This is a genomic window from Pseudomonas tumuqii, assembly GCF_013184545.1.
In the GTDB taxonomy this organism is placed as follows: domain Bacteria; phylum Pseudomonadota; class Gammaproteobacteria; order Pseudomonadales; family Pseudomonadaceae; genus Aquipseudomonas; species Aquipseudomonas tumuqii.
Genome location: NZ_JAAOJA010000002.1, coordinates 34,738 through 56,567 on the forward strand (window position 1 = coordinate 34,738; position 21,830 = coordinate 56,567).

19 protein-coding genes are annotated in these 21,830 nt (G+C 66.8%); 10 read left to right on the forward strand and 9 right to left on the reverse strand.

What is annotated here, in order from left to right; genetic code table 11:
• The first annotated feature begins 112 nt into the window (after positions 1-112).
• The 6 genes from G9C89_RS04035 (at position 113) to G9C89_RS04060 (ending at position 4,529) form a co-directional block, all read left to right on the forward strand.
• A complete protein-coding gene (locus G9C89_RS04035) occupies positions 113-808 on the forward strand; it encodes a class I SAM-dependent methyltransferase (protein WP_172144993.1) in 696 nt (231 codons plus the stop codon).
• 26 nt (positions 809-834) lie between these two features.
• Positions 835-1,242 (forward strand): VOC family protein, encoded by a 408-nt coding sequence (locus G9C89_RS04040; RefSeq protein ID WP_172144996.1) that lies wholly within the window; start codon positions 835-837, stop codon positions 1,240-1,242.
• A 10-nt stretch (positions 1,243-1,252) separates the two neighbouring features.
• A complete protein-coding gene (locus tag G9C89_RS04045) occupies positions 1,253-1,681 on the forward strand; it encodes a VOC family protein (RefSeq protein WP_172144999.1) in 429 nt (142 codons plus the stop codon).
• Between the two features lie 15 nt (positions 1,682-1,696).
• On the forward strand, positions 1,697-2,527 hold the full coding sequence (locus tag G9C89_RS04050) for an aldo/keto reductase (RefSeq protein WP_172145002.1): 831 nt from the start codon (positions 1,697-1,699) through the stop codon (positions 2,525-2,527).
• Between the two features lie 164 nt (positions 2,528-2,691).
• The gene (locus tag G9C89_RS04055) at positions 2,692-3,177 is read left to right on the forward strand and encodes a hypothetical protein (RefSeq protein WP_172145005.1); all 486 of its coding nucleotides are present in this window, start codon (positions 2,692-2,694) and stop codon (positions 3,175-3,177) included.
• Positions 3,177-4,529: a GAF domain-containing protein gene (locus tag G9C89_RS04060; protein WP_172145008.1), complete on the forward strand. Its 1,353-nt coding sequence runs from the start codon at positions 3,177-3,179 to the stop codon at positions 4,527-4,529. Before G9C89_RS04055 ends, G9C89_RS04060 begins: the two co-directional genes overlap by 1 nt.
• On the opposite strand, the gene G9C89_RS04065 is transcribed toward G9C89_RS04060, so the two are convergent.
• The 6 genes from G9C89_RS04065 to G9C89_RS04090 all read right to left on the reverse strand — a co-directional run bounded on the left by G9C89_RS04065 (position 4,530) and on the right by G9C89_RS04090 (position 11,491).
• Positions 4,530-4,901 (reverse strand): hypothetical protein, encoded by a 372-nt coding sequence (locus G9C89_RS04065; RefSeq protein WP_172145011.1) that lies wholly within the window; start codon positions 4,899-4,901, stop codon positions 4,530-4,532.
• A gap of 196 nt (positions 4,902-5,097) precedes the next feature.
• The gene (locus G9C89_RS04070) at positions 5,098-5,427 is read right to left on the reverse strand and encodes a DHCW motif cupin fold protein (RefSeq protein WP_172145014.1); all 330 of its coding nucleotides are present in this window, start codon (positions 5,425-5,427) and stop codon (positions 5,098-5,100) included.
• A gap of 10 nt (positions 5,428-5,437) precedes the next feature.
• Positions 5,438-8,590: an efflux RND transporter permease subunit gene (locus G9C89_RS04075; protein WP_172145017.1), complete on the reverse strand. Its 3,153-nt coding sequence runs from the start codon at positions 8,588-8,590 to the stop codon at positions 5,438-5,440.
• A gap of 1 nt (position 8,591) precedes the next feature.
• Positions 8,592-9,674: an efflux RND transporter periplasmic adaptor subunit gene (locus G9C89_RS04080; RefSeq protein ID WP_172145020.1), complete on the reverse strand. Its 1,083-nt coding sequence runs from the start codon at positions 9,672-9,674 to the stop codon at positions 8,592-8,594.
• A gap of 6 nt (positions 9,675-9,680) precedes the next feature.
• Positions 9,681-10,337 carry a TetR/AcrR family transcriptional regulator gene (locus G9C89_RS04085; protein WP_172145023.1) on the reverse strand — a complete coding sequence of 219 codons (657 nt, stop codon included), beginning with the start codon at positions 10,335-10,337 and terminating at the stop codon, positions 9,681-9,683.
• A gap of 500 nt (positions 10,338-10,837) precedes the next feature.
• Positions 10,838-11,491, reverse strand: coding sequence for a peroxiredoxin (locus G9C89_RS04090; RefSeq protein ID WP_172145026.1), 654 nt, complete (start codon positions 11,489-11,491; stop codon positions 10,838-10,840).
• 251 nt (positions 11,492-11,742) lie between these two features.
• Here G9C89_RS04090 and G9C89_RS04095 point away from each other — a divergent pair, with 251 nt between their 5' ends.
• The 4 genes from G9C89_RS04095 to G9C89_RS04110 all read left to right on the forward strand — a co-directional run bounded on the left by G9C89_RS04095 (position 11,743) and on the right by G9C89_RS04110 (position 18,099).
• Positions 11,743-12,072 (forward strand): hypothetical protein, encoded by a 330-nt coding sequence (locus G9C89_RS04095; protein WP_172145029.1) that lies wholly within the window; start codon positions 11,743-11,745, stop codon positions 12,070-12,072.
• 92 nt (positions 12,073-12,164) lie between these two features.
• On the forward strand, positions 12,165-13,415 hold the full coding sequence (locus tag G9C89_RS04100) for a TolC family protein (RefSeq protein ID WP_172145032.1): 1,251 nt from the start codon (positions 12,165-12,167) through the stop codon (positions 13,413-13,415).
• Positions 13,412-14,944, forward strand: coding sequence for an efflux RND transporter periplasmic adaptor subunit (locus G9C89_RS04105; protein ID WP_172145035.1), 1,533 nt, complete (start codon positions 13,412-13,414; stop codon positions 14,942-14,944). The genes G9C89_RS04100 and G9C89_RS04105 overlap by 4 nt, the downstream gene beginning before the upstream one ends.
• The gene (locus G9C89_RS04110) at positions 14,941-18,099 is read left to right on the forward strand and encodes an efflux RND transporter permease subunit (protein WP_172145038.1); all 3,159 of its coding nucleotides are present in this window, start codon (positions 14,941-14,943) and stop codon (positions 18,097-18,099) included. The genes G9C89_RS04105 and G9C89_RS04110 overlap by 4 nt, the downstream gene beginning before the upstream one ends.
• Before the next feature lie 332 nt (positions 18,100-18,431).
• Here G9C89_RS04110 and G9C89_RS04115 read toward each other — a convergent pair whose 3' ends face one another.
• The 3 genes from G9C89_RS04115 to G9C89_RS04125 form a co-directional block, all read right to left on the reverse strand.
• Entirely contained in the window at positions 18,432-18,743 is a 312-nt protein-coding gene (locus tag G9C89_RS04115; RefSeq protein ID WP_449301109.1) for a hypothetical protein, read from the reverse strand.
• A gap of 146 nt (positions 18,744-18,889) precedes the next feature.
• Complete coding sequence (locus G9C89_RS24970; RefSeq protein WP_178115452.1) at positions 18,890-19,384, reverse strand: hypothetical protein; 495 nt, start codon at positions 19,382-19,384, stop codon at positions 18,890-18,892.
• Positions 19,381-21,807, reverse strand: coding sequence for a heavy metal translocating P-type ATPase (locus G9C89_RS04125; protein WP_172145044.1), 2,427 nt, complete (start codon positions 21,805-21,807; stop codon positions 19,381-19,383). Before G9C89_RS04125 ends, G9C89_RS24970 begins: the two co-directional genes overlap by 4 nt.
• Positions 21,808-21,830: the final 23 nt, after the last annotated feature.

The following is a 21,830-nucleotide window of genomic DNA, read 5'->3' on the forward strand; positions in this document are numbered from 1 at the left end:
TTGTGCGGCTGAGCCGACGACTACTCGCCGCGCGGCGCGGTCCCATGGGCCGGCCAGGGCGGTGTGCAGGCACTACAATCGGTTCTGTCGTCGAACTTGCAGCGGGTGACTTATGCAGCACGATCATCGCGAGCAGCTTGCTCTCAGTTGGCAGGCCAATGCCGATGCCTGGACCGCCGCGGTGCGCGAGCAGCGCATCGAAAGCCGGCGGCTGGTCACCGATGCGGCGATCCTGCAGGCGGTGCTGGCGCTGGCGCCTGCGCGAGTGCTGGATGTCGGTTGCGGCGAGGGCTGGCTGTGTCGTGGTCTGGCCGCGCGGGGCATCGAGGCAGTGGGGGTGGACGCCTCGGCGCCGTTGATCGAGGTGGCACGGGCCGCTGACGAGCCGCGCGCCCGCTACCGGGTCTGCGGCTATGCCGAGCTGGCACGTGAGGCCGGCGCATTGGGTCGCTTCGATGTGCTGGTGTGCAACTTCGCCCTGCTCGAAGAGCCGCTGGCGCCGACCCTGAATGCGCTGCATGAGGTGTTGGCGGCGGACGGTCGTTTGTTGATCCAGACCCTGCACCCCTGGCGCGCTTGCAACGATGCGGGCTACCGCGATGGTTGGCGGGTGGAAACCTTCGCCGGCTTCGGCGCGGGCTTTGCGCGGCCGATGCCCTGGTTCTTTCGCACCCTGGAGTCCTGGCTGAGCCTGCTCAAGCAAACCGACTGGCGCCTGCAATGGCTGCAGGAGCCGCTGCACCCGGAGAGCGAACAGCCGGTGTCGCTGTTGCTGCTGTTGAGTTCTGCGCGCAACGGCGCGGCATAGCTTTCGGTCTTCGGCGGGAGGTGGACATGCAACTGCTGCTGAATATCGATGTGCCGGATCTGCCGGCTGGCGTGGACTTCTATACCCGGGCCTTCGACTGGCGGGTGAGCCGGTACCTGTTCGGCGGCACTGTGGTCGAGCTGGAGGGCCCGCCGCTGGCTGTTTACTTATTGGCCAAACCAGCCGGCAGTGTCGCCTTTGCCGACGGCGAACAGGTGCGCAGTTACCAGCGGCACTGGACGCCACTGCACCTGGATCTGCTGGTCGAGGACCTGGAGGCCGCCGTGGCACGGGCGCAGGCGGCCGGGGCGCGCCGCGAAGGCGAGGTCGACGACTATATATGGGGCCGTCTGGCCCGCATGAGCGATCCGTTCGGCCATGGTTTCTGCCTGATGCAATGGCGCGGAGGCGGCTACGAACAGGTCGCCGATTGAGGAGGTGGTCATGTCCGCTGTGAGCAGCAGGTCGCGTAGCAACCTGATTCCTTGCCTGCGCTATCGCGATGCGCCAGCGGCCATCGACTGGTTGTGCGAGACCTTCGGTTTCGAGCGGCACTTGCTGGTGCCCGACGAGCAGGGCGGCATCGCCCACGCCCAGCTCAGCTGCGGCACTGGTATGCTGATGCTCGGCTCGCTGAGCGAGTCGGCCTATGGCCGGCTGATGCGTCAGCCGGACCAAGTCGGTGGCTGCACCCAGAGCCTCTATCTGGTGGTCGAGGATGCCGATGGGCTGTACGCCAGGGCCAAGGCCGCGGGCGCCGAGATCCTCATCGAGCTCAAGGACGAGGACTACGGTGGCCGCGGCTTCAGCTGTCGCGATCTGGAAGGGCATCTGTGGACGTTCGGCAGCTATGATCCCTGGCGAGCGGATTGAACGAGGAGCGAGACGATGGGTACGCTTGAACTGGCCGGTGTGTCGGTGCCGCTGATCGGCCAGGGCACCTGGCGCATGGGCGAGGTGGCCAGCCAGCGGCGCGCGGAAGTGGCGGCGCTGCGCCAGGGCATCGAGCTGGGCCTGGGCCTGATCGACACGGCCGAGATGTACGGCGAAGGCGGCGCCGAACTGGTGGTGGGCGAGGCGATGGCGGGCCTGCGCGAGCAGGTATTCCTGGTCAGCAAGGTCTATCCGCACAATGCCAGCCGCCAGGGTGTGGCGGCGGCCTGCGCGCGCAGCCTGAAAAGGCTGAGAACCGAGCGGATCGACCTCTATCTGTTGCACTGGCGCGGCCAGTACCCGCTGGCGGAAACCGTCGAGGCCTTCGAGCGTCTGCGCGAACAGGGCAAGATCGGCCGCTGGGGTGTGTCCAACTTCGATCTGGCCGACTTGCAGGAATTGCACGACCTGGGCGCCGCGGGCTGCGCCATCAATCAGGTGCTGTACAACCCCGAGGCGCGGGGTGTCGAGTTTGCCCTGCTGCCCTGGCAGCAGGGCCGGGGCATGCCGCTGATGGCCTACTGCCCGCTCGGCCAGGGCGGGCAATTGTTGCGCAACCCGGCGCTGCGCGAGGTGGCCGAACGACACGCCGTAACCCCGGCGCAGGTCGCCCTGGCCTGGCTGTTGCGCCAGCCTGGGGTGATCGCCATTCCCAAGGCGGTCGACTCCGCGCATCTGCGCCTGAATGCCGCCGCGGCGGGCTTGCAATTGAGCGCCGCAGACCTGGCGCTGATCGATGCCGCCTACCCGGCGCCGCCGGGCAAACAGTCTCTGCAGATGGTGTAATAACCGGCTTGCCGTAATCCGCCGTTGCGGCAATCCTCAGTCCATATACGGATGCAAGCCGGGACGTGCTATCGACGATCTGCCCCGGCGGCCTGTGGACTGCGGCTTTTCAGGCAGGCAACGAGGCGCCAGGATTATTTTCTTGTCAGCGTGGGTTGAACAACATGACCGCCACCACCCTGAACGACGAGCAGGTCCGCTTTATCGAGAGCGGCGTATCCATCAGTGCGGCCTCGCGCGACGTGCGCCGGGTGCCCTCGGTGAGCAAGGTGGTGGGTTGCCGGGTGGCGACGGATCGGCGTCAGATTACGCTGCTGGTCGACGCCGCGCAGGCTGGCCAGCTATTGCGGGACGTTGAGGTGAGCAAGGCACTGGCCGTGGTCTTTTGCCTGCCCAGCAGTCACCGCACCCTGCAGCTCAAGGGCCGCGACGCCCACCAGGTAGCGCTGGCGCCGGGCGATGCCGAACTGGCGGCGCGTCATCGTGATGCGTTTGCCGAGGATTTGCTGCCCCTGGGCTACGCCTTGCCCTTCGCGCGCGCCACCCACGAGTTCCAGCAGGAGCAGTTGCGGGCGCTGTGTTTCACCCTCAGCGACCTATTCGAGCAGACCCCCGGACCCAATGCCGGCTCGCGCCTGGAGCAGGGATGATGACCGCCGGCCGGAGTCTGGACGCCATCCGCCCCTGCCTGGAGGGCGCGGTGCCGGCGGCGATCGCCACCTGCGGGGCGGACGGCACACCCAACGTCACCCTGGTCTCCCAGGTGCACTACGTGGACGCCAGCCATGTCGCGCTGTCCTTCCAGTTCTTCAACAAGACTCGCGAGAACATCCTGGCCAATCCGCAGGTCACGGTGTTCCTCCTGCATCCGCAGACCAGCGCGCGCTACCGCCTGGCGCTGCTCTACCGGCGCACGGAAACCGCCGGGCCGCTGTTCGAGAGCATGAAGGCCAAGCTCGCCGGAATCGCCTCGAATGCGGGGATGAGCGAGGTGTTCCGCCTGCGAGGCGCGGATGTCTATCAGGTACTGGATGTCGAGCATGTGCCTGGTGTCGAGGTGCCGCCAGCGCAGTGCCCGCCCTGCCACATCGCCCGCTTGCGCCAGTTGAGCCAGCGTCTGGCCGGCTGCAGCGATCTGGCCAGCCTGCTGGAGCAGTGCCTGGAAGGCTTGGCCAGCCAGCTCGAGATGCCGCAGGCCATGATCCTGCTACTCGACAGCCAGGGTCAGAAGCTCTACACCGTGGCCAGCCACGGCTACCCGCTGTCGGGGGTCGGCTCGGAGTTTCCCCTGGGACGCGGCATCATCGGCGTGGCGGCGCAGTTCCGCACGCCGATTCGCATCGCCCACATGGCCTCGGAATACGCCTACAGCCGGGTCATTCACGAGCACCTGGCCGAGGCCGGGCTAGGCAACCGGCTGGAGACCGAGATCGCCTTTCCCGGTTTGGCCGAACCGCATAGCCAGCTGTCGGTGCCGATCCTCGCGGCCGGACGCCTGCTCGGCGTGCTGCATGTGGAAAGCGCCGAGCCGCACCGTTTCGGCTATGACCAGGAAGACGGTCTGATGAGCCTGGCCAGCCTGCTCGGCGCCTCGATCCTGGCGCTGCAGCAGGTGGTCGATGGCCCGGCCGAGGAGGGTGCCGCGCTGCCGCTCGCGGCACCCTTGCCGGGAGCGCCGCTGACGGTGCGCTACTACCCGGCCAACAGCAGTGTGTTCCTCGGCGAGGACTACCTGATCAAGGGCGTGGCTGGCGCGATCTTCTGGCGCCTGCTGAGCCTGCACGTCGAGGAGCAGCGCAGCGAATTCAGCAACCGTGAACTGCGCATCGACCCGGCGCTGAAGCTGCCGGAGCTCGACGACAACCTCGAAGCGCGGCTGATTCTCCTGCAGCGCCGGCTGGCCGAGCGCAGCCGCGACATCGTTCTGCAGAAGTGCGGACGCGGACGCCTGCGCCTGCTGCTCAAGCGCCCGGTGCTGCTGCAGCAGATCGCCGCGCGCTGATCAGGCGCGGCGCCAGAGCACGTTGCCGGCGAACAGCAGCACCGCCAGCAGCATCACCATCGCGGCGCCGCCGAGCACCGGGCCGGCCTGCGGCGTGCCGGTGATCACCAGGGTCAGTGCCACCATCATTACCGGCAGGCACAGATTGTGCAGCCAGAACTGCAGGCTGGCCAAGCGGCTGGCGGCGGCCTTGGGAAAGTAGTGGTAGATGATCCCGACCAGGGTCAGGGTGACCCAGCCGAGCAGGTTCAGATGGGCATGCACGCTCATCAGGCGGTGATCGCCGCTGGTGCCCATGAACACCCCCAGGCTGACGGCCAGGCAGAAATAGACGATGGCGACATAGATCCAGCGACGCGAAACGGGACTCATCGGGGTGCTCCTCTGGGTGGTGTTGAGGAGCTCCATGCTAGGGCGCGGCGCAGCGGCGCATTGCGAAATAGACCCTACGCAATCCCTAAAATTTCCCTAAACGCCCGTCGGGCCGGGTAGGGTGCGCCGTGCGCACCAAGCGCCCTTGCCTGCGGTGCGCCCGGCGCACCCTACGGAGGCATAGCTGGGCGCGCCTTCAGTCGACGATGAACAGCCGTGCACCGGTGGTCGTCGATGAACGGTGCGCTTCGGCCTGGTCGGCGACCTGGTAGCTCATGCCCGGGGTCATGACGAAGCGCCGGCCGTCTGCCAGTTCGGTGTGCAGCTCGCCTTCCAGGCACAGCAGGATATGGCCCTTGTGGCACCAGTGGTCGGCCAGGTAGCCCGGGGTGTAGTCGACCATGCGCACGCGCAGCGTGCCGAACAGCTGGGTGCGCCAGTAGGCCGTGCCGCTGGCGCCGGCATGTTCGCTGCGCTCGATCTGACTCCAGTCAGTGGTGCCGAAGGGGATGTCGCGGATGTCCATCAGTGGCTCCTCAAATGTCCTGTGTGCTGCTGGCGCGGGCGTTGCCGGGCAGCGGCGCGAGCAGATGTTCCGGCAGGTCGAGCAGGTCGTCGTCGAAGCTTTCCAGCGGCGGCGGGCGGCGTTCGAAACGCGAGCCTAGCACCAGCAGGCAGGGGGTCAGCAACAGGGTCAGTACGGTGGCGAAGCTCAGGCCGCCGGCGATCGCGCTGGACAACTGGGTCCACCACTGGGTCGAGGGCGCGCCCACGCCCAGGCTCGGGGCCAGCAGGTCGACGTTGACGCTCAGCACCATGGGCACCAGGCCGAGCACCGTGGTCACCGCGGTCAGCAGCACCGGGCGCAGCCGCAGGCTGCCGGTTTCCAGCGCCGCCGCGCGTGGCTCCAGGCCCTGGCGGCGCAGCTGGTTGTAGGTGTCGATGAGGATGATGTTGTTGTTCACCACGATGCCGGCCAGGGCGATCAGGCCCATGCCGACCATGACGATGCCGAACGACTGGCCGTTGACCAGCAGGCCCATCAGCACCCCGGCGGTGGACAGGACGATGGCCGAGAGCACCAGCAGGGCCTGGTAGATGCTGTTGAACTGGGTCACCAGGATCAGGGCCATGAGGAAGATCGCCACGCCGAAGGCGGTGGCCAGGAAGACTGCGGCCTCGCGCTGGTCGGCATCCTCGCCGGCGAAGGTCAGCTGGATGTCCGCCGGCAGCTCGCCGATGGTTGCGCGCAGCGCTTGCAGGCGCTCGTCCAGGCGCGCGCCCTCGGCCAGATCGGCCTGCAGGGTGATGGTGCGGCTGCCGTCGACCCGGTGCAGGGTGCCGACCTTGGGCGCCGGTACCAGCTTGACGAAGTTGCCCAGCGGCACCTGGCCGCTGGGCGTGTTCAGGGTCAGGCGGCCGAGCTGGTCGAGCGAGCGCCAGTTGCCGGGCAGGCGCACGCGGATATCGACCTCGTCGGTGGCGTCTTCCGGCCGGTAGGTCGCCAGTTTCAGGCCATTGGTGACCATCTGCACGGCGTTGCCGACGCTCAGCACGTCGGCGCCGAAGCGCGCGGCGGCCTCGCGGTCGACCTGGATCCGCCACTCGATGCCGGGCAGGGCGCGGTCATCCTCGACGTCCTTGAAGCCGCCGATGCTGAGCATGCTGGCGCGCAGCTGCTCGACGAATCGATCGGCCTTGAGCGGGTCGAGGGCACTGATCTGCAGCTTGACCGGCTTGCCACCGCTGGGGCCTTGGTCCTGCTCGCGGAACTCGAGGACCACGCCGGGAATGTCGGCACTGCGCTCGCGCATGTCGGCAAGAATCTGTCGGGCTGGACGCCGCTCATGCCAATCGACGAACTGGAACTGCAGGGTGCCGATCACGTCGACTCCGAGCTGGCCGTCCGGCTGGGCCAGGGAGCGGGCGTACAGCGCCTTGACTTCGGACATGCCGAGCAGACGGCGTTCGACCTGTTGCAGCAGGGCATCCTTTTCCTGCACCGACAGGTCGCCGCGGGCGCGCAGCCAGATCTGCGCATTTTCCGGTTCGACCTCGGGAAAGAACTCCACCCCATGGTTGTAGCGGCCGTAACCGACATAGATCAGGGCAACCAGCGCGAGTATGCCGAGCAGGGTCAGGCCCGGCCGGCGCAGCAGTTGGTCGAGCAGTTTGCGGTAGGCCTGGGCGCCACGGCTGGGCGTGCTCGGCAGCGGCTGCGGGCGGCCGCCGGTGACTGCGCCCAGTACCGGTAGGAACACCAGGGCCATGGCCAGGGAGGCGAGCAGGCAGACGATCACCGTGGCCGGCAGGTATTTCATGAACTGGCCGACCACCCCGGGCCAGAACAGCAGCGGCAGGAATACCACCAGGGTGGTGGCGGTGGAGGCGATCACCGGCCAGGCCATGCGCGTTGCCGCATTGGCCCAGGCCTGGCGCGGGTTCTGGCCCTGGTGCAGGTAACGGTCGGCCAGCTCGGAGACCACGATGGCGCCATCCACCAGCATGCCGGCGACCAGGATCAGGCTGAACAGCACGACTATGTTGAGGGTGAAGCCGAGCATCCAGATCAGCAGGATGCCGGTCAGGAAGGCGCCGGGAATGGTCAGGCCGACCAGCAGCGCCGAGCGCAGGCCCATGCTCGCCACCACCAGGATCAGCACCAGGACGATGGCGGTCATCACGTTGTTGAGCAGGTCGCCGAGCAGGCTCTCGACTTCCTGCGACTGATCCATGATGTAGCTGACCTGCAGGCCTTCGGGCAGCAACGGCTGGGCCTGGACCATCAGTGCCTTGACCTGCTCGATGGTGGCGATGATGTTGGCGCCACTGCGCTTGGCCACTTCCAGGACAATGGCTGGCTGACCGTTGATCCGGGCGAAACCGGTCGGGTCCTTGAAGGTGCGCTGGATGCTGGCGACGTCGCCGAAGGTCACCACGCTGCCGCCGACCACCTTGATCGGCATGGCCAGCACGTCTTCCAGGTTCTCGATGACCCCGGGCACCTTCAGGCTCATGCGCCCGGCGCCGGTGTCCAGGCTGCCGGCGGCAACCAGGCGGTTGTTGCGGCTGACCAGGTTGAACAGCTCGGTGTAGTCGATGCCATAGCTGTCGAGTACCTGGGGGTCGACGACGATTTCCAGCAGGTCTTCGCGGTCGCCGCCGATCTCCACCGAGAGCACCTCGGCGATGCCTTCGATGTTTTCCTTCAGCTGACGGGCGACATACACCAGCTGCGCTTCGGCGATCGGCCCGGACAGGCCGATCGACAGCACCGGAAACAGCGCCACGTTGACTTCGGTGACCGTCGGTTCATCGGCTTCCTCCGGCAGTTTGCTGCGGGCGGTATCGACCTTTTCGCGCACGTCGACCAGGGCCGCCTTGGCGTCGAAGCCGGCATCGAACTCCAGGGTCACCGAGGCCTGGCCTTCGTTGGCCATCGAGCGCATTTCCTTGACCGCTTCGAGGCTGCGCAGTTCCTGTTCCAGCGGGCGCACCAGCAGGCGTTCGGCATCTTCCGGGCTGATGCCTTCCAGGGCCACCGAGACATAGATGATCGGGATGCTGACGTCCGGGTTGGCTTCCTTGGGGATGGCCATATAGGCGGCCAGGCCGCCGATCAGCAGAAAGGCCAGCAGCAGCAGGCTAGTGCGGCTGCGGTCCAGCGCCGCGGCGATCAGGGCGTGCATTTCAGCTGCCCTCTTTGGCGAGTTGGCTGAGCACCTGCTGGCCAGGCTCGACAAAACCCTGGCCGAGGGTGATCAGCGCGACCCGCGGCGGCAGGCCACTGACCCAGGCGCCCTGATTGTCGACGCTGATCAGCGCCACCGGGGTGAACTCGACCCGTTGCTGCTCATTGACCCACTTCACCCCGTGGCGACCGGCTGCATCGAGGCTGAGCAGCGCCGGCGAGAGGTGATGGGCCATGGCCTCGCCGGTCTGGATGTGCAGGGTGGCGCTGGCACCGGCCAGGCGCAGCAGCTCGGGGTTGTCGACCCGCACCTCGATGCGGAAGCTGCGCGAGTCGGGGTCGGCGGCGGCGGCGATGAAGTGCAGCTCACCGGCAAGCTCGCGGCCGTCGAGCAACTGCACGCGGACCGGCTGGCCAAGGGTCAGCTGGATCACTTCCTGCTGGGCGATCTGCGCACTGACCTTGAGCTGGCGGATGTCGACCAGGGTCAGCAGGCTCTGCCCAGCCTGGACGAAGTCGCCCAACTCGACCTGGCGTGCGTCGTAGACCCCGGCGAAGGGCGCCTCGATGCGGGTATTGCGCAGTTGCAGGCGGGCGGTTGCCAGTTCGGCGCGGGCCTTGGCCAGCTCGCTGTCCAGGCGCAGCAGTTCGTTGGCGGAAAACAGATTGCGTTCGCGCAGGCGTTTGGCCGAGCTGACGTCGGTCTCGCGCTGGCGCACCTCGGCTTCGCTGCGCGCCACCTGGGCGGTGCGGTCGTCCGGCGACAGGCTGAGGAGCAACTCGCCCTGTTCGACCGGCTGGCCCTTGTCCCGGTCCAGGCGCAGCACGCTGGCGCTGATCTGCGCGCGCAACTCGACCCGGCGCCAGGCCTCGACCTGGCCCTGGACCACGTGCTGGCGCTGCATCGGCTGGGCCTCCAGCCACTGGATCTCGACTTTCGCCAGCCCCTGCTGCGTGGCGGGTTGATCGGCGCTGGCGACGTTCTGCGCCTTGAACAGCGAGCCACTGAGCAACCAGAGCAGCAGCAGGACGCTGATGGCGACGGCGATCAACCACGGACGTTTGGACACTTGACTGAACATGAGTGGTTACTCGTGGCTGGCGGGAGGGGCGCAAAGGCTGGCGGCCTGGCCACGCAGGCCGGCGATGATGAAATCGGTGACGCGGTCGAAGTAGTCGCTCAGGGCGATGGGTTCGGCCCAGTGCTCGAAGCCGCCGGCGGCGATGCGCGCCATCACCCCGTTGACGCAGGCCTCCACGCCCCACAGCAGGTACTGGCAGTCGGCGGGGCAGAGGGCCGGCTCGCCGAGGGTGTCGTGCAGCAGCTGGCCGAAGAAGGCGACGTAGTCGCGTTCCAGCTGCAGGAACTGCTCGCGGTAGGGCGCCTCCAGGCGCTCCTGAAAGGCCGGGCGGTCGCAGTGCTGGCACAGTTGCGTCAGGATCGGGTCGGCGAGCATCTGCTCGAAGGCGCGGCGGATCACCTGGCGCATCGCCAGGTGCGGCGGCTGCGCGGTATGCAGGGCGCGCAGTTCGTCGAGATTCGCCCGGCTCATGTCCAGCGTCAGGCGGGCAAACAGCGCCTCCTTGCTGGGGAAGTGCTTGTACACCGTGCCCTTGCCGATGCCAGCCTGGGTCGCCACCTCGGCAATGGTCACCCGGTCCCAGGGCTGCTGGCGAAACAGCAGGCGCGCGGCGTCGAGAAGGGCGCTTTCGCGCTGCAGGAAGAGTCGATCTTGAAGGCGCATGGGCGTGAACTGCCTGGTTGTGACTGGCGGTCATGCTATGACTGCCGGTCACGGCGAGCAAGTGGACAGTTGTAACAGCGCTTGGCGACGGCTGGGTTTATCTGCGGGGTGTGCCGGTGCCGGTAGGCGTTCGCTCGCCGTCTGCGTCGGAGCGCTGTCGCGCAGCAAACTGGGGCACTCAAGGATCAAGACCGTAGGATGGGTCGGGCCGCGTAGGTGGGGCCGCCTAGGTCGGGCCGCGTAGGTTAGGCGCCCGCAAATTGACCTGCTGTCAGCAGAACAAAGGCGCCATAACCCATCATCGATATTCGCCCTGCTAGCGGGTACAGGCATAAACCGCCCGATGGGTATCGCTGCGCTCAACGCCACAGCATGGGTATCGCTGCGCTCATCCTACGCGGCCCGCACCATCCTACGGTTACTGGCTCCTACGTTTTGTGCCTGGCTGCGTCTGCCAGGAGTGGAAAACTCCAACGGGTGTTCCACCATGCCAGTCACCGTTACTTGGGTTGCGCCACCACGCGCAGGTAGGGCTTGAGGGTCTTGAAGCCCTGCGGGTACTTGCGTTTGGCCTCTTCGTCAGACACCGAGGTGGGAATGATCACGTCGTCGCCCGGTTGCCAGTTCACCGGGGTGGCCACGGTGTGCTTGGCGTTGAGCTGCAGCGAATCGAGCAGGCGCAGCACCTCGTCGAAGTTGCGTCCGGCGCTCATGGGGTAGATCAGCATGGCCTTGACCTTCTTGTCCGGGCCGACGATGAACACCGAGCGCACCGTGGCATTGTCCACCGCGGTGCGCGGGCCGCCGCTGGCATTGGGGTGGATCATGTCGTAGAGCTTGGCCACCTTGAGATCGGGGTCGCCGATCATCGGATAGTTGACCGCATGGCCCTGGGTTTCCTCGATGTCGCCGAGCCAGGCCTGGTGGTCGCTGACCGGGTCGATGCTGAGACCGACGATCTTGGTGTTGCGTTTGTCGAATTCGGGTTTGAGCCTGGCCATGTAGCCCAGTTCGGTGGTGCACACCGGGGTGAAGTCCTTGGGATGGGAGAACAGGATGGCCCAGCTGTCGCCTATCCACTCATGGAAGTGCAGGGGGCCTTCGGTGGTTTCGGCGCTGAAGTCGGGGGCTTCGTCGCCAATGCGGATGGTCATGGTCTGCTCCTCTTGCGGTAGTGGAGGCGGCTCAGAGGTAGTGAAAAAATGCTCAGTACTGCGATTCGCCCGCCCCCTGGGTTGTCGGATCAGAAAGTATAGGCCCGCGGCACAATCTAGCCATGCGCCGGCCATCGGCGGTTCGCTAGGGCGGTGCGGTGGCGACTATTGGCAACCTGATCCGGCTCAACAGTCCGGCTAATTGATCCTTATCAATTGTCCCTTGCCCGGTGCCGGACTAGACTCCCGGCATGAACGCTTTCCGTCGTCTCTGTCTGGTGTTGCTCCTGGCCCTGGTCCTGCCCTTGCAGAGCCTGGCGGGTTCGCTGCTGGTCGGCGAACCCTGTCCGATGAGCCAGGAGGCTGCCCAACCGAGCGACTGCTGTGACGAGGGGGTGATGCCCGCCGGCAGTCAGTTGTGCCCGGATATGAGCAAATGCCCCAGCGCCGGCCTGCCCTTGGCCGATGGCTATCGATTGAAACTCAAGCTGCTGCCGGCCGCCGCCAACGCCTCCCTGTATAGCCAAGCCGAACCCCTGTCCCGACCCTCGCTTGCCCCCTGGCGCCCACCCCGCGCCTGATTCCTGTCCCGTTGCGAACCCCATCGTGTAGCCCTGGCGGCGCGGTGGCCGTTGCGCGCCCATAGCGCGCGATATCGACAGGAATCACCTGCATGTCCAAATTTCTCTGCCGTTGCGCACGTCTGGCTGCCGGCGTGCTGGCCGCTGCCTTGCTCAGCCTGCCGGTCGCGGCGCTGACCCTCGACGAAGCCTTGCGCCAGGCCGAACGCGAGGCGCCCTCGCTGGCGGCGCAAGCCGCGCAAGTCGAGGCGCTGCGCAGTTCGGCCATTCCCGCCGGCGCACTGCCCGATCCCAAGTTGCTGCTGGGCCTGCAGAACGTGCCTATCGAGGGCGCAGACCGTGGGCGCCTGGATCGCGAGCCGATGACCATGCAGATGGTTGGGCTCATGCAGGAAGTACCCAACCGCGCCAAGCGCCGTGCCCGGATCGACGTGGCCCAGGCCGGGGTCGAGCGGGCGACGCTGGAACAGCGAGTCGAACTGCTCAAGGTTCGACGGCAAACCGCGCTGGCCTGGATCTCGGCCCGCGCCGTCGAGGAGAAACTGGCGCTGTTCCAGACCCTCTACGCCGAAAACGATCTGCTGGTCAAAGCGGTGCGCGCGCGTCTGGCCGGTGGCCGCGGCCAGCCAGCCGACAGCGTCGGGCCCAGGCAGGAAGCGGCGCTGCTGGCCGAGCAGGAAGACCAATTGCAGCAAAGCAGGACGCAACAACGCGCGGCCCTGCGTCGCTGGATCGGCCCGCGCGCCGATGAGCCCCTGGCCGGTCGCCTGCCGAACTGGCCGGTGGATGCCGAGCATTATCGGCACAACCTGCAACGCCATCCCGAACTGGCGCTATTCGACCCCATGACCGATGAAGCGCAAGCCGAGATTCGCCAGGCCGTGGCGGAGAAGAAATCCGACTGGAGCTGGGAACTCGCCTACCAGAAGCGCGGTGAAGAGTTCGGCGACATGATGAGCGTGCAATTCAGCTTCGATCTGCCGCTGTTCCCGGGTTCGCGGCAGAACCCCAGAATCGCCGCCAAGCAGGCCACGTTGAGCCAGCTGGAGGCCGAACGCGAAGCCGCCGAGCGCGAGCATGCGCAGCAGTTGGCCGATGACCTGGCCGAGTACCAGCGCCTCGACCGCGCGCTGCGCCGCAGCCAGGACAGCCTGCTGCCGCTGGCCGAGGAAAAGGTCGCGCTGACCCTGGCCGGCTATCGCGCTGGTGTTGGCGAGTTGGCCAGCGTGATCGTCGCCCGGCGCGAGCTGGTCGAGGCGCGCCTGAAACACATCGACTTCGAACAAGCGCGCGCGCTGACCAGCGCCCGCCTGCATTTCGCTTATGAAGAGGTGAGCCAATGAGTGCTCGACTAGTAAAAAATACGCTGTTGGCCACGCTGGTGCTGGGTATTGGCGCGGCGGGCGGCTACTGGTTCGCGCAGCAATCGCTGAGCCTCGGGCCTGAGGCCGCTCACGGGCAAACGCCGGCCAGCACGGCAGATGAGCGCAAGGTGCTGTATTGGTACGACCCCATGGCGCCGCAGCAGAAGTTCGACCAGCCGGGCAAGTCGCCGTTTATGGACATGCAGCTGGTGCCGCGCTATGCCGACGAGGCTGGCGACAGCGCCGCCGTCAGCATCGATGCGAGCATCACCCAGAACCTCGGCATGCGCCTGGCCCCGGTGACCCGCGGGGCGCTGGCCAACAGCCTGGAAGCGGTCGGCAACCTGACCTTCAACAGCCGCGATATCGCCGTGGTGCAGGCGCGTACGGGCGGTTTCGTCGAGCGGGTCTATGCCCGCGCCCCCGAGGATCTACTCGAGGCCGGCGCGCCTCTGGCCGACCTGCTGGTGCCCGAATGGGTCAGCGCCCAGGAGGACTATCTGGCCCTGCGCGAGGCCGGCGACCCCGCGCTGCTGGCGGCGGCGCGCCAACGCCTGCGCCTGGCCGGGATGCCGGCGGCGCTGATCGCCCGGTTCGAGCGCAGCGGCAAGGTCCAGGCGCTGTGGACGGTGACCAGCCCGATTGCCGGCGTGCTGCAGCAACTCGATGTACGCGAAGGCATGAACCTGATGGCGGGTGACACCCTGGCCACCATCAACGGCTTGCGCAGCGTCTGGCTGGATGTGGCGGTACCCGAGGCCGAAGCCCTGGGCCTGCATCAAGGCCAGGTGGTCGAGGCACGGTTGCCGGCGTTTCCCGGCGAAGTGCTCAGCGGCAGCATCGAGGCGATTCTGCCCCAGGCCAACCTCGACAGCCGCACCCTGCGCGTGCGGGTCGCGCTGGACAATCCCGATGGCCGCCTGCGTCCGGGCCTGACCGCTCAGGTGCGGCTGGTTCGTCCGGCCGAACGCGATGCGTTGTTCGTACCGAGCGAGGCGGTGATCCGCAGCGGTCGCCGCGCCCTGGTGATGCTCGCCGAGGGCGAGGGGCGCTACCGCCCGGTGGAAGTCCGCCTGGGCCAGGAGGCGGCGGGCAATACCCAGATTCTCGAGGGGCTGGAGGAGGGCCAGCAGGTGGTCGCCTCCGGCCAGTTCCTGCTCGATTCCGAGGCCAGCCTGCGCGGCATCATGGCCCAGGGTCTCGGCGCGCCAGCGGCGGAGGTCAAGCTGCAGCCGGCACTGCATGAGGCCGAGGGACAGATCGACGCCATCGAAGCAGACGGCGTGATGCTCACCCACGGCCCGTTCAAGACCCTGGGCATGCCGGGCATGAGCATGCTCTTCCCGGTCGCCGATCTGGCGCTGCTGGAGGGTTTGAAACCCGGCGACCGGGTGCGGGTCGGGGTGCGCGCCGACGACGACGGTATGCAGATCGAGCGCATCGAGCGCCTGGCGCCCGTGCCCCAGGAAAGTAGCAGCCATGACGGCCATCAGGAGGCGCAGCCATGATCGCCGCGCTGATCCGCTGGTCGGTGGCCAACCGTTTCCTGGTGGTGCTGGCGACCCTGTTCGCCACCGCCTGGGGCGTCTGGTCGCTGCAGAACACGCCGATCGATGCGCTGCCGGACCTGTCCGACGTGCAGGTGATCATCCGCACGCCCTATCCGGGCCAGGCGCCGCAGATCGTCGAGAACCAGGTGACCTATCCGCTGGCCACCACCATGCTCTCGGTGCCGGGGGCGAAGACGGTGCGCGGCTACTCGTTCTTCGGCGACAGCTTCGTCTATGTGCTGTTCGAGGACGACACCGACCTCTACTGGGCGCGTTCGCGGGTACTGGAATACCTCAGCCAGATCCAGAGCCGCTTGCCGGCCAGTGCCAAACCGTCGCTGGGGCCGGACGCCACCGGGGTCGGCTGGATCTACCAGTACGCCCTGGTCGACCGCACGGGCACGCATGACCTGGCGCAGCTGCGCGCGCTGCAGGACTGGTTTCTCAAATTCGAGCTGAAGACCCTGGCCAACGTCGCCGAGGTGGCGACCATCGGCGGCATGGTCAAGCAGTACCAGGTGCAGCTCGACCCGATCAAGCTGGCCAGCCTGGGCATCACCCAGGCCGAGGTGACGGACGCCATCGGCCGGGCCAACCAGGAAACCGGCGGCGCGGTGCTGGAACTGGCGGAAACCGAGTTCATGGTGCGCGCCTCGGGCTATCTGCAGACCCTCAACGACTTTCGCGCCATCCCGCTGCGCCTGGATGCCGGCGGCGTGCCGGTGACCCTCGGCGAGGTCGCGCATATCCAGCTGGGGCCGGAGATGCGCCGCGGCATCGCCGAACTGGACGGCGAGGGCGAAGTGGTCGGCGGCGTGGTGATCCTGCGCAGCGGCAAGAACGCGCGCAGCACCATAGACGCGGTCAAGGCCAAGCTCGAGACGCTGAAAAGCAGCCTGCCCGAGGGGGTGGAGATCGTCACCACCTACGACCGCAGCCAGTTGATCGACCGCGCGGTACGCAATCTGGGCGAGAAGCTGGTGGAGGAATTCATCGTCGTCGCGCTGGTCTGCGCGGCCTTTCTCTGGCACCTGCGCTCCTCGCTGGTGGCCATCGTGTCCTTGCCGGTCGGGGTGCTGATCGCCTTTATCGTCATGCAGCAGCAGGGCATCAACGCCAACATCATGTCCCTCGGCGGCATCGCCATCGCCATCGGCGCCATGGTCGACGCCGCGGTGGTGATGATCGAGAACGCGCACAAGAAGATCGAGGCCTGGCGCGAGGCGCATCCCGGCGAAGAGCTCAAGGGCGACCACCACTGGCGGGTGATTACCGACGCGGCGGTGGAAGTCGGCCCGGCGCTGTTCTTCTGCCTGCTGATCATCACCCTGTCGTTCATTCCGGTGTTCACCCTGCAGGCCCAGGAAGGCCGGCTGTTCGGCCCGCTGGCCTTCACCAAGACCTATGCCATGGCCGCGGCCGCGGGGCTGTCGGTGACCCTGGTGCCGGTGCTGATGGGCTACTGGATTCGCGGGCGGATTCCCGATGAGGCGCGCAACCCGCTGAACCGCTGGCTGATCAGTGTCTACCAGCCGGCACTCGACGCCGTGCTGCGTCGACCGAAGACCACCCTGGCGCTGGCGCTGCTGGTGTTTCTCAGCACCCTGTGGCCGTTGTCGCAACTGGGCGGCGAGTTCCTGCCGCCGCTGGACGAGGGCGATCTGCTCTATATGCCCTCGGCCCTGCCCGGATTGTCGGCGCAGAAGGCCGCGCAGTTGCTGCAGCAGACCGACCGCATGATCAAGACCGTGCCGGAAGTCGCCCATGTATTCGGCAAGGCCGGCCGCGCCGAAACCGCCACCGACCCGGCGCCGCTGGAGATGTTCGAGACCACCATCCAGTTCAAGCCGCGCGAGCAGTGGCGCGCCGGCATGACCGCTGAAAAATTGGTGGAGGAACTGGACCGGGTGGTGCAGGTGCCCGGGCTGACCAATATCTGGATTCCGCCGATCCGCAACCGCATCGACATGCTCGCCACCGGGATCAAGAGCCCGATCGGGGTCAAGGTCGCCGGCAGCGACCTGGCGCAGATCGATGCCGCCACCCAGGCCATCGAGAAGGTCGCCAAAGGTATTCCCGGGGTGAGTTCGGCGTTGGCCGAGCGACTGACCGGCGGGCGCTATATCGATGTCGATATCGACCGGGCGGCGGCGGCGCGTTACGGCCTGAACATCGCCGACGTGCAGTCGATCGTCTCCAGCGCCATCGGCGGCGAGAATGTCGGCGAGACCATCGAAGGCCTGGCGCGCTTCCCCATCAGCGTGCGTTACCCGCGCGAATGGCGCGACTCGCTGGGCGGGCTCGAACAGTTGCCGATCTACACCCCCCAGGGCAGCCAGATCACCCTGGGCACGGTGGCACGAATCAGGGTCAGCGACGGCCCGCCGATGCTCAAGAGCGAGAATGCGCGGCCCTCGGGCTGGGTCTATGTGGATGTGCGTGGCCGCGACCTGGCCTCGGTGGTGGCCGATCTGCGCGCCGCCATCGACGCGCAGGTCACCCTGCAACCGGGCATCAGCCTGAGCTATTCGGGGCAATTCGAGTTTCTCGAACGGGCCAACGCGCGGCTCAAGCTGGTGGTGCCGGCCACCCTGCTGATCATCTTCGTCCTGCTCTACCTGTGCTTCGGCCGCTTCAGCGAGGCGCTGCTGATCATGGCCACGCTGCCGTTCGCCCTGACCGGCGGGGTCTGGTTCCTCTACCTGCTCGGCTATCACCTGTCGGTGGCCACCGGGGTCGGTTTCATCGCCCTGGCCGGGGTGGCGGCGGAGTTCGGCGTGATCATGCTGCTCTACCTGAAGAACGCCTGGGCCGAACGCGAGGAAGCCGGCGACAGCAGCGAACAGGCGCTGCTCGAGGCGATCCGCGAGGGCGCGGTGCAGCGGGTGCGGCCCAAGGCCATGACCGTGGCGGTGATCATCGCCGGCCTGTTGCCGATTCTGCTCGGTGGCGGCAGCGGCAGCGAAGTGATGAGCCGCATCGCCGCGCCCATGGTCGGCGGCATGCTCAGCGCGCCGCTGCTGTCGCTGTTCGTGTTGCCGGCGGCCTACCGGTTGATGCGTCGCCGACGCCTTCCCGCTGCGGCCAAAATTCCTCTGGGAGAAATCGCCTGAAGAAAATCCTGCGCCTATAGCCGGCATGCTTGTCGTAGGGGGGCGCCATGCGCACCGATGTACTCGCGAGCATTGCCGCGGGCTTACCCCCATGCGCGGCGGCGACAAAAGGTGCGCGCGGCGCACCCTACGGGGGGCTGTGGCAGCGGGTGAGTTGCGTAGATCCTGGATTCATGTGCAAGCCGCGCCGAGCGTAGGAGCGGGCCATGCCCGCGATGCATTTTGCGGGAGCGCTCTATTGCGGCCATGGGGCTGGGCGTCCCCGCAGCTCCTACGAGCAGCGCAACGCCCAGGGCCGCGAGCGCATCGCGGCCCTGGGCGCAATACCCGACTTATTGGCCGTTCGGCACCGACTGGCTTTCCAGCATCTGTTCCATCATCTGCATCATGCCCTGCATATTCTCGTGCATGTCCTTCATGCACTGTTGCTGGGTGGTGGCGTCCTTGGCCATGGGGCACTGGCTCTGTTGCATGCGCTTACGCATCATGCCCATTTGCGACTGCATGGCCTGGCGATGTTCACTGCGAATCTTCTGGCGTTCCTCCGGAGTCTTGGCGGCGTGCATCTGTTGCATCATTTCCTGCATCTGGGTCATGTCCATGCCGCCCATCATGCCCATGCCTTGTCCCATGCCCTGGCCCATGGGAGCTTTTTGCTCGTTCTGCGCCAGCTTCTCGGGATGGTGCGCGTCCTCGGCAAAGGCCGGGCCGGCCAGCAATGCGCCGGTGAGGGCGATGGCAGTCAGAGTCTTGTAGGTGAAAGTGCTCATGGTGTTTCTCCTGCTTGGTTTCAATGGGTTTTGCGGATGGCGCTCAAGGGGACTCTCTTGAGCAGTAGGGAATTGGCGATCACCGACAGCGAACTGGCGGTCATGGCGATCACGCCGATCATCGGATGGAGCAGGCCGACGGCGGCGATGGGGATGGCGGCGACGTTGTAGGCCGAGGCCCAGATCAGGTTCTCGACTAGGAGGTTTGAACTTTCCGCCGTATATGGCGCCGGCGTAACGCATCGAACAGCCGCGGGCGGAACCTGCGCGGCACCACATGGCTTGCTCCCAGGCTCGGATTGCGTGCGTCGGGCCAGTTCCTGGCGAGTTGCCAGCGCGATGTCGCGCTCGGTTTTCCGCGCCTGACTCAGGCTCAGCCAGACGACGATAAGCGGACAGGACAGCAGCAACAGCGCCAGGATAAGTGACAGTGGCGAGATGCCGTAACGGTAAGGCAGCCAACCCGCCACCAGCGTGGCCAGCAACGCGCACAGCCAGCAACCCCAGCGCCTCATGCGACCTCCTTGGGCATCTCTGCAGCGAGTTGTACGCGCTTGAGCAGCGCGGAATTGACGATCACCGACAGCGACGACAGCGCCATGGCGGCCGCCGCCAGGATCGGGTTGAGCAAGCCGAATGCCGCGACCGGAATGCCGATGCTGTTGTAGATGAAGGCCCAGAACAGGTTCTGCTTGATCTTGCGCATGGTCGCGCGCGACAACTGGATCGAGGCCACCACATCGCGCACGTCGTCGCGGATCAGGATGATGCTGCCGGTCTCCTTGGCCACGTCGGAGCCCGAACCGATGGCGATACCGATGTCGGCGGCAGCCAGGGCCGGGGCATCGTTGACCCCGTCGCCGACCATGGCCACCACCTGCCCCTCGCTCTGCAGCTGGCGAATCACCGCGACCTTGTCGTCCGGCAGAACCTCGGCAATCACCCTCCCGATACCGACCAGCCGTGCGACGGCCTCGGCGGTGCGCCGATTGTCGCCGCTCAGCAGCACCACCTGGATGCCATTCGCCAGCAGTGCTGCGACGGCCTCGGCCGCTTCCGGCTTGACCGTATCGGCCACGGCGATCACCCCGAGCAAGCGGTTGTCGACGCCGACCAGCATGGCGGTCTTGCCATCGGCCTCCAGGGCGACCAGGGTCGCCTCGGCCGCTTCGGTAGCAATACCCTGGCGGGCGAACAGGCGCCGGTTGCCCAGCCAGACCGTGCGGCCGTCGACCTTGCCGGCGATGCCATGGCCGGCGATGCCCTCGATCCCGCTGGCTTTCGGCAGGCCCATGCCACGCTGATGGGCGGCACGCACTATGGCTTCGCCCAGGGGGTGTTCTGAACCGGATTCCACGGCGGCGGCTAGTTGCAATACCTCGTCCTCCGAGGTAGTGCCGAAGGCCAGCAGATCGGTTAGCTCGGGCTCGCCGCGGGTGATGGTGCCGGTCTTGTCGAACACCACGGTGGAGAGCTTCTCCGCCCGCTCCAGCACTTCGCCACCGCGGATCAGGATGCCGTGATCGGCGCCCTTGCCGACCCCGACCATCAGCGCGGCGGGCGTTGCCACGCCGAGCGCGCAGGGGCAGGAGATGATCAGCACCGCGATGAAGGCCATCAGCCCCTGGGGAAAACTTCCGGCGAGCCACCAGCCGACCAGGGCCAGCAGCGCCACCGCAACCACCACCGGGACAAAGTACGCGGTGACCTGATCGGCCAGGCGCTGGATCTGTGCGGTACTGGCCTGTGCCTCTTCGACCATCTTGATGATCTGTGCCAGCGCCGTGTCGGCGCCGATCCGGCTGGCCTTGAAGCGGAACACCCCGCTGCGATTGAGGGTGCCGCCGATCACCGGGCTGCCCGGGCGCTTGTCGACCGGCATCGACTCGCCGGTCAGCATCGACTCGTCGATGGTCGTCTGGCCTTCGCTGACCTCGCCGTCGGTGGGGATCTTTTCACCGGGTTTGACCACCAGCAGCTCGCCGACCATGACACTTTCCGCCGGCAGCTCGACCTCCTCGCCGTCCCGGATCACATGGGCGATCGCCGGCTTGAGATCGAGCAGGCGGCGCACTGCCGCCGAGGATTTCTTCTTGATGATCTCCTCCATGTACTTGCCCAGCAGGACGAAGGCGATGATCACCGCCGACACCTCGAAATAGACGTCGCGCTCACCCACCTTGACCGGCAAGACCTCGGGAAAGAACAGCACCGCAACGCTGTAGAAGTAGGCGACCGAGGTGCCCAAGGCGATCAGGAAATCCATGTTGATGTTGCGGGTGCGAATGGCATTCCACGCGCCCTTGTAGAAACTCCAGCCGCCGATGAACTGTACCGGCGTCACCAGCAGGAACAGCCACATGCCCCAGGTGAAAAACGGCAGCGCGTCGAACGGCACCCAGGACATCATCATGGCGCCGGTGGCCAACCCGATGAACGCACCGGCACGCAGCAGCGCCAGGGCCAGCACCCCGGTCAGGGCGATGGCCACGCGGGTCTGCATCGCTTTCAGCTCGGTTTCCGGCGACTCGAAGGTGCGCACACAGCTGTCGCTGCAGAAGTAATAGGTGCGCCCGCCGCGCTCACGCGACAGCGCCGTGGCCTTGTCCACCATCATCCCGCAGATCGGGTCTTTCGCCAGTTGCCGGCCTGCCGTCGCGGCTGCGGGCTTGGTTGCAACCGGCGCAGGCTGATGGCTGTGCTGGCACGGCTGGGCCGCCGCGCCCTTGGCGTAACGCGGCGCGTCGCGCAAGAACTCCTCGCGACAACGCGCCGAGCAGAACCAGTAGTGATTGCCTGCGAATTCGATGCTGGCGCCAGCCGTGGCCGGAGCGATAGCCATCCCGCACACGGGATCGAGCACGCGTCCTTCCTCCGCCGTCGTTGCGGGCGCTGCCGTGGGCAGTTGGTCGGGGGGCGGCATGGGCAAATCGTTCATTGTTGCCTCCTATCATGCAGAGC

What these genes read in the sequence shown, in the direction of transcription:
- G9C89_RS04060 (WP_172145008.1), top strand. Translation starts at nt 3,177, where the DNA reads ATGACCGCCGGCCGGAGTCTGGACGCCATCCGCCCCTGCCTGGAGGGC.
- G9C89_RS04110 (WP_172145038.1), top strand. Translation starts at nt 14,941, where the DNA reads ATGATCGCCGCGCTGATCCGCTGGTCGGTGGCCAACCGTTTCCTGGTG.
- G9C89_RS04075 (WP_172145017.1), bottom strand. Translation starts at nt 8,590, where the DNA reads ATGCACGCCCTGATCGCCGCGGCGCTGGACCGCAGCCGCACTAGCCTG.
- G9C89_RS04080 (WP_172145020.1), bottom strand. Translation starts at nt 9,674, where the DNA reads ATGTTCAGTCAAGTGTCCAAACGTCCGTGGTTGATCGCCGTCGCCATC.
- G9C89_RS04065 (WP_172145011.1), bottom strand. Translation starts at nt 4,901, where the DNA reads ATGAGTCCCGTTTCGCGTCGCTGGATCTATGTCGCCATCGTCTATTTC.
- G9C89_RS04050 (WP_172145002.1), top strand. Translation starts at nt 1,697, where the DNA reads ATGGGTACGCTTGAACTGGCCGGTGTGTCGGTGCCGCTGATCGGCCAG.
- G9C89_RS04125 (WP_172145044.1), bottom strand. Translation starts at nt 21,807, where the DNA reads ATGAACGATTTGCCCATGCCGCCCCCCGACCAACTGCCCACGGCAGCG.
- G9C89_RS04040 (WP_172144996.1), top strand. Translation starts at nt 835, where the DNA reads ATGCAACTGCTGCTGAATATCGATGTGCCGGATCTGCCGGCTGGCGTG.
- G9C89_RS04035 (WP_172144993.1), top strand. Translation starts at nt 113, where the DNA reads ATGCAGCACGATCATCGCGAGCAGCTTGCTCTCAGTTGGCAGGCCAAT.
- G9C89_RS04095 (WP_172145029.1), top strand. Translation starts at nt 11,743, where the DNA reads ATGAACGCTTTCCGTCGTCTCTGTCTGGTGTTGCTCCTGGCCCTGGTC.
- G9C89_RS04105 (WP_172145035.1), top strand. Translation starts at nt 13,412, where the DNA reads ATGAGTGCTCGACTAGTAAAAAATACGCTGTTGGCCACGCTGGTGCTG.
- G9C89_RS04100 (WP_172145032.1), top strand. Translation starts at nt 12,165, where the DNA reads ATGTCCAAATTTCTCTGCCGTTGCGCACGTCTGGCTGCCGGCGTGCTG.
- G9C89_RS04090 (WP_172145026.1), bottom strand. Translation starts at nt 11,491, where the DNA reads ATGACCATCCGCATTGGCGACGAAGCCCCCGACTTCAGCGCCGAAACC.
- G9C89_RS24970 (WP_178115452.1), bottom strand. Translation starts at nt 19,384, where the DNA reads ATGAGGCGCTGGGGTTGCTGGCTGTGCGCGTTGCTGGCCACGCTGGTG.
- G9C89_RS04115 (WP_449301109.1), bottom strand. Translation starts at nt 18,743, where the DNA reads ATGGGCCAGGGCATGGGACAAGGCATGGGCATGATGGGCGGCATGGAC.
- G9C89_RS04070 (WP_172145014.1), bottom strand. Translation starts at nt 5,427, where the DNA reads ATGGACATCCGCGACATCCCCTTCGGCACCACTGACTGGAGTCAGATC.
- G9C89_RS04055 (WP_172145005.1), top strand. Translation starts at nt 2,692, where the DNA reads ATGACCGCCACCACCCTGAACGACGAGCAGGTCCGCTTTATCGAGAGC.
- G9C89_RS04045 (WP_172144999.1), top strand. Translation starts at nt 1,253, where the DNA reads ATGTCCGCTGTGAGCAGCAGGTCGCGTAGCAACCTGATTCCTTGCCTG.
- G9C89_RS04085 (WP_172145023.1), bottom strand. Translation starts at nt 10,337, where the DNA reads ATGCGCCTTCAAGATCGACTCTTCCTGCAGCGCGAAAGCGCCCTTCTC.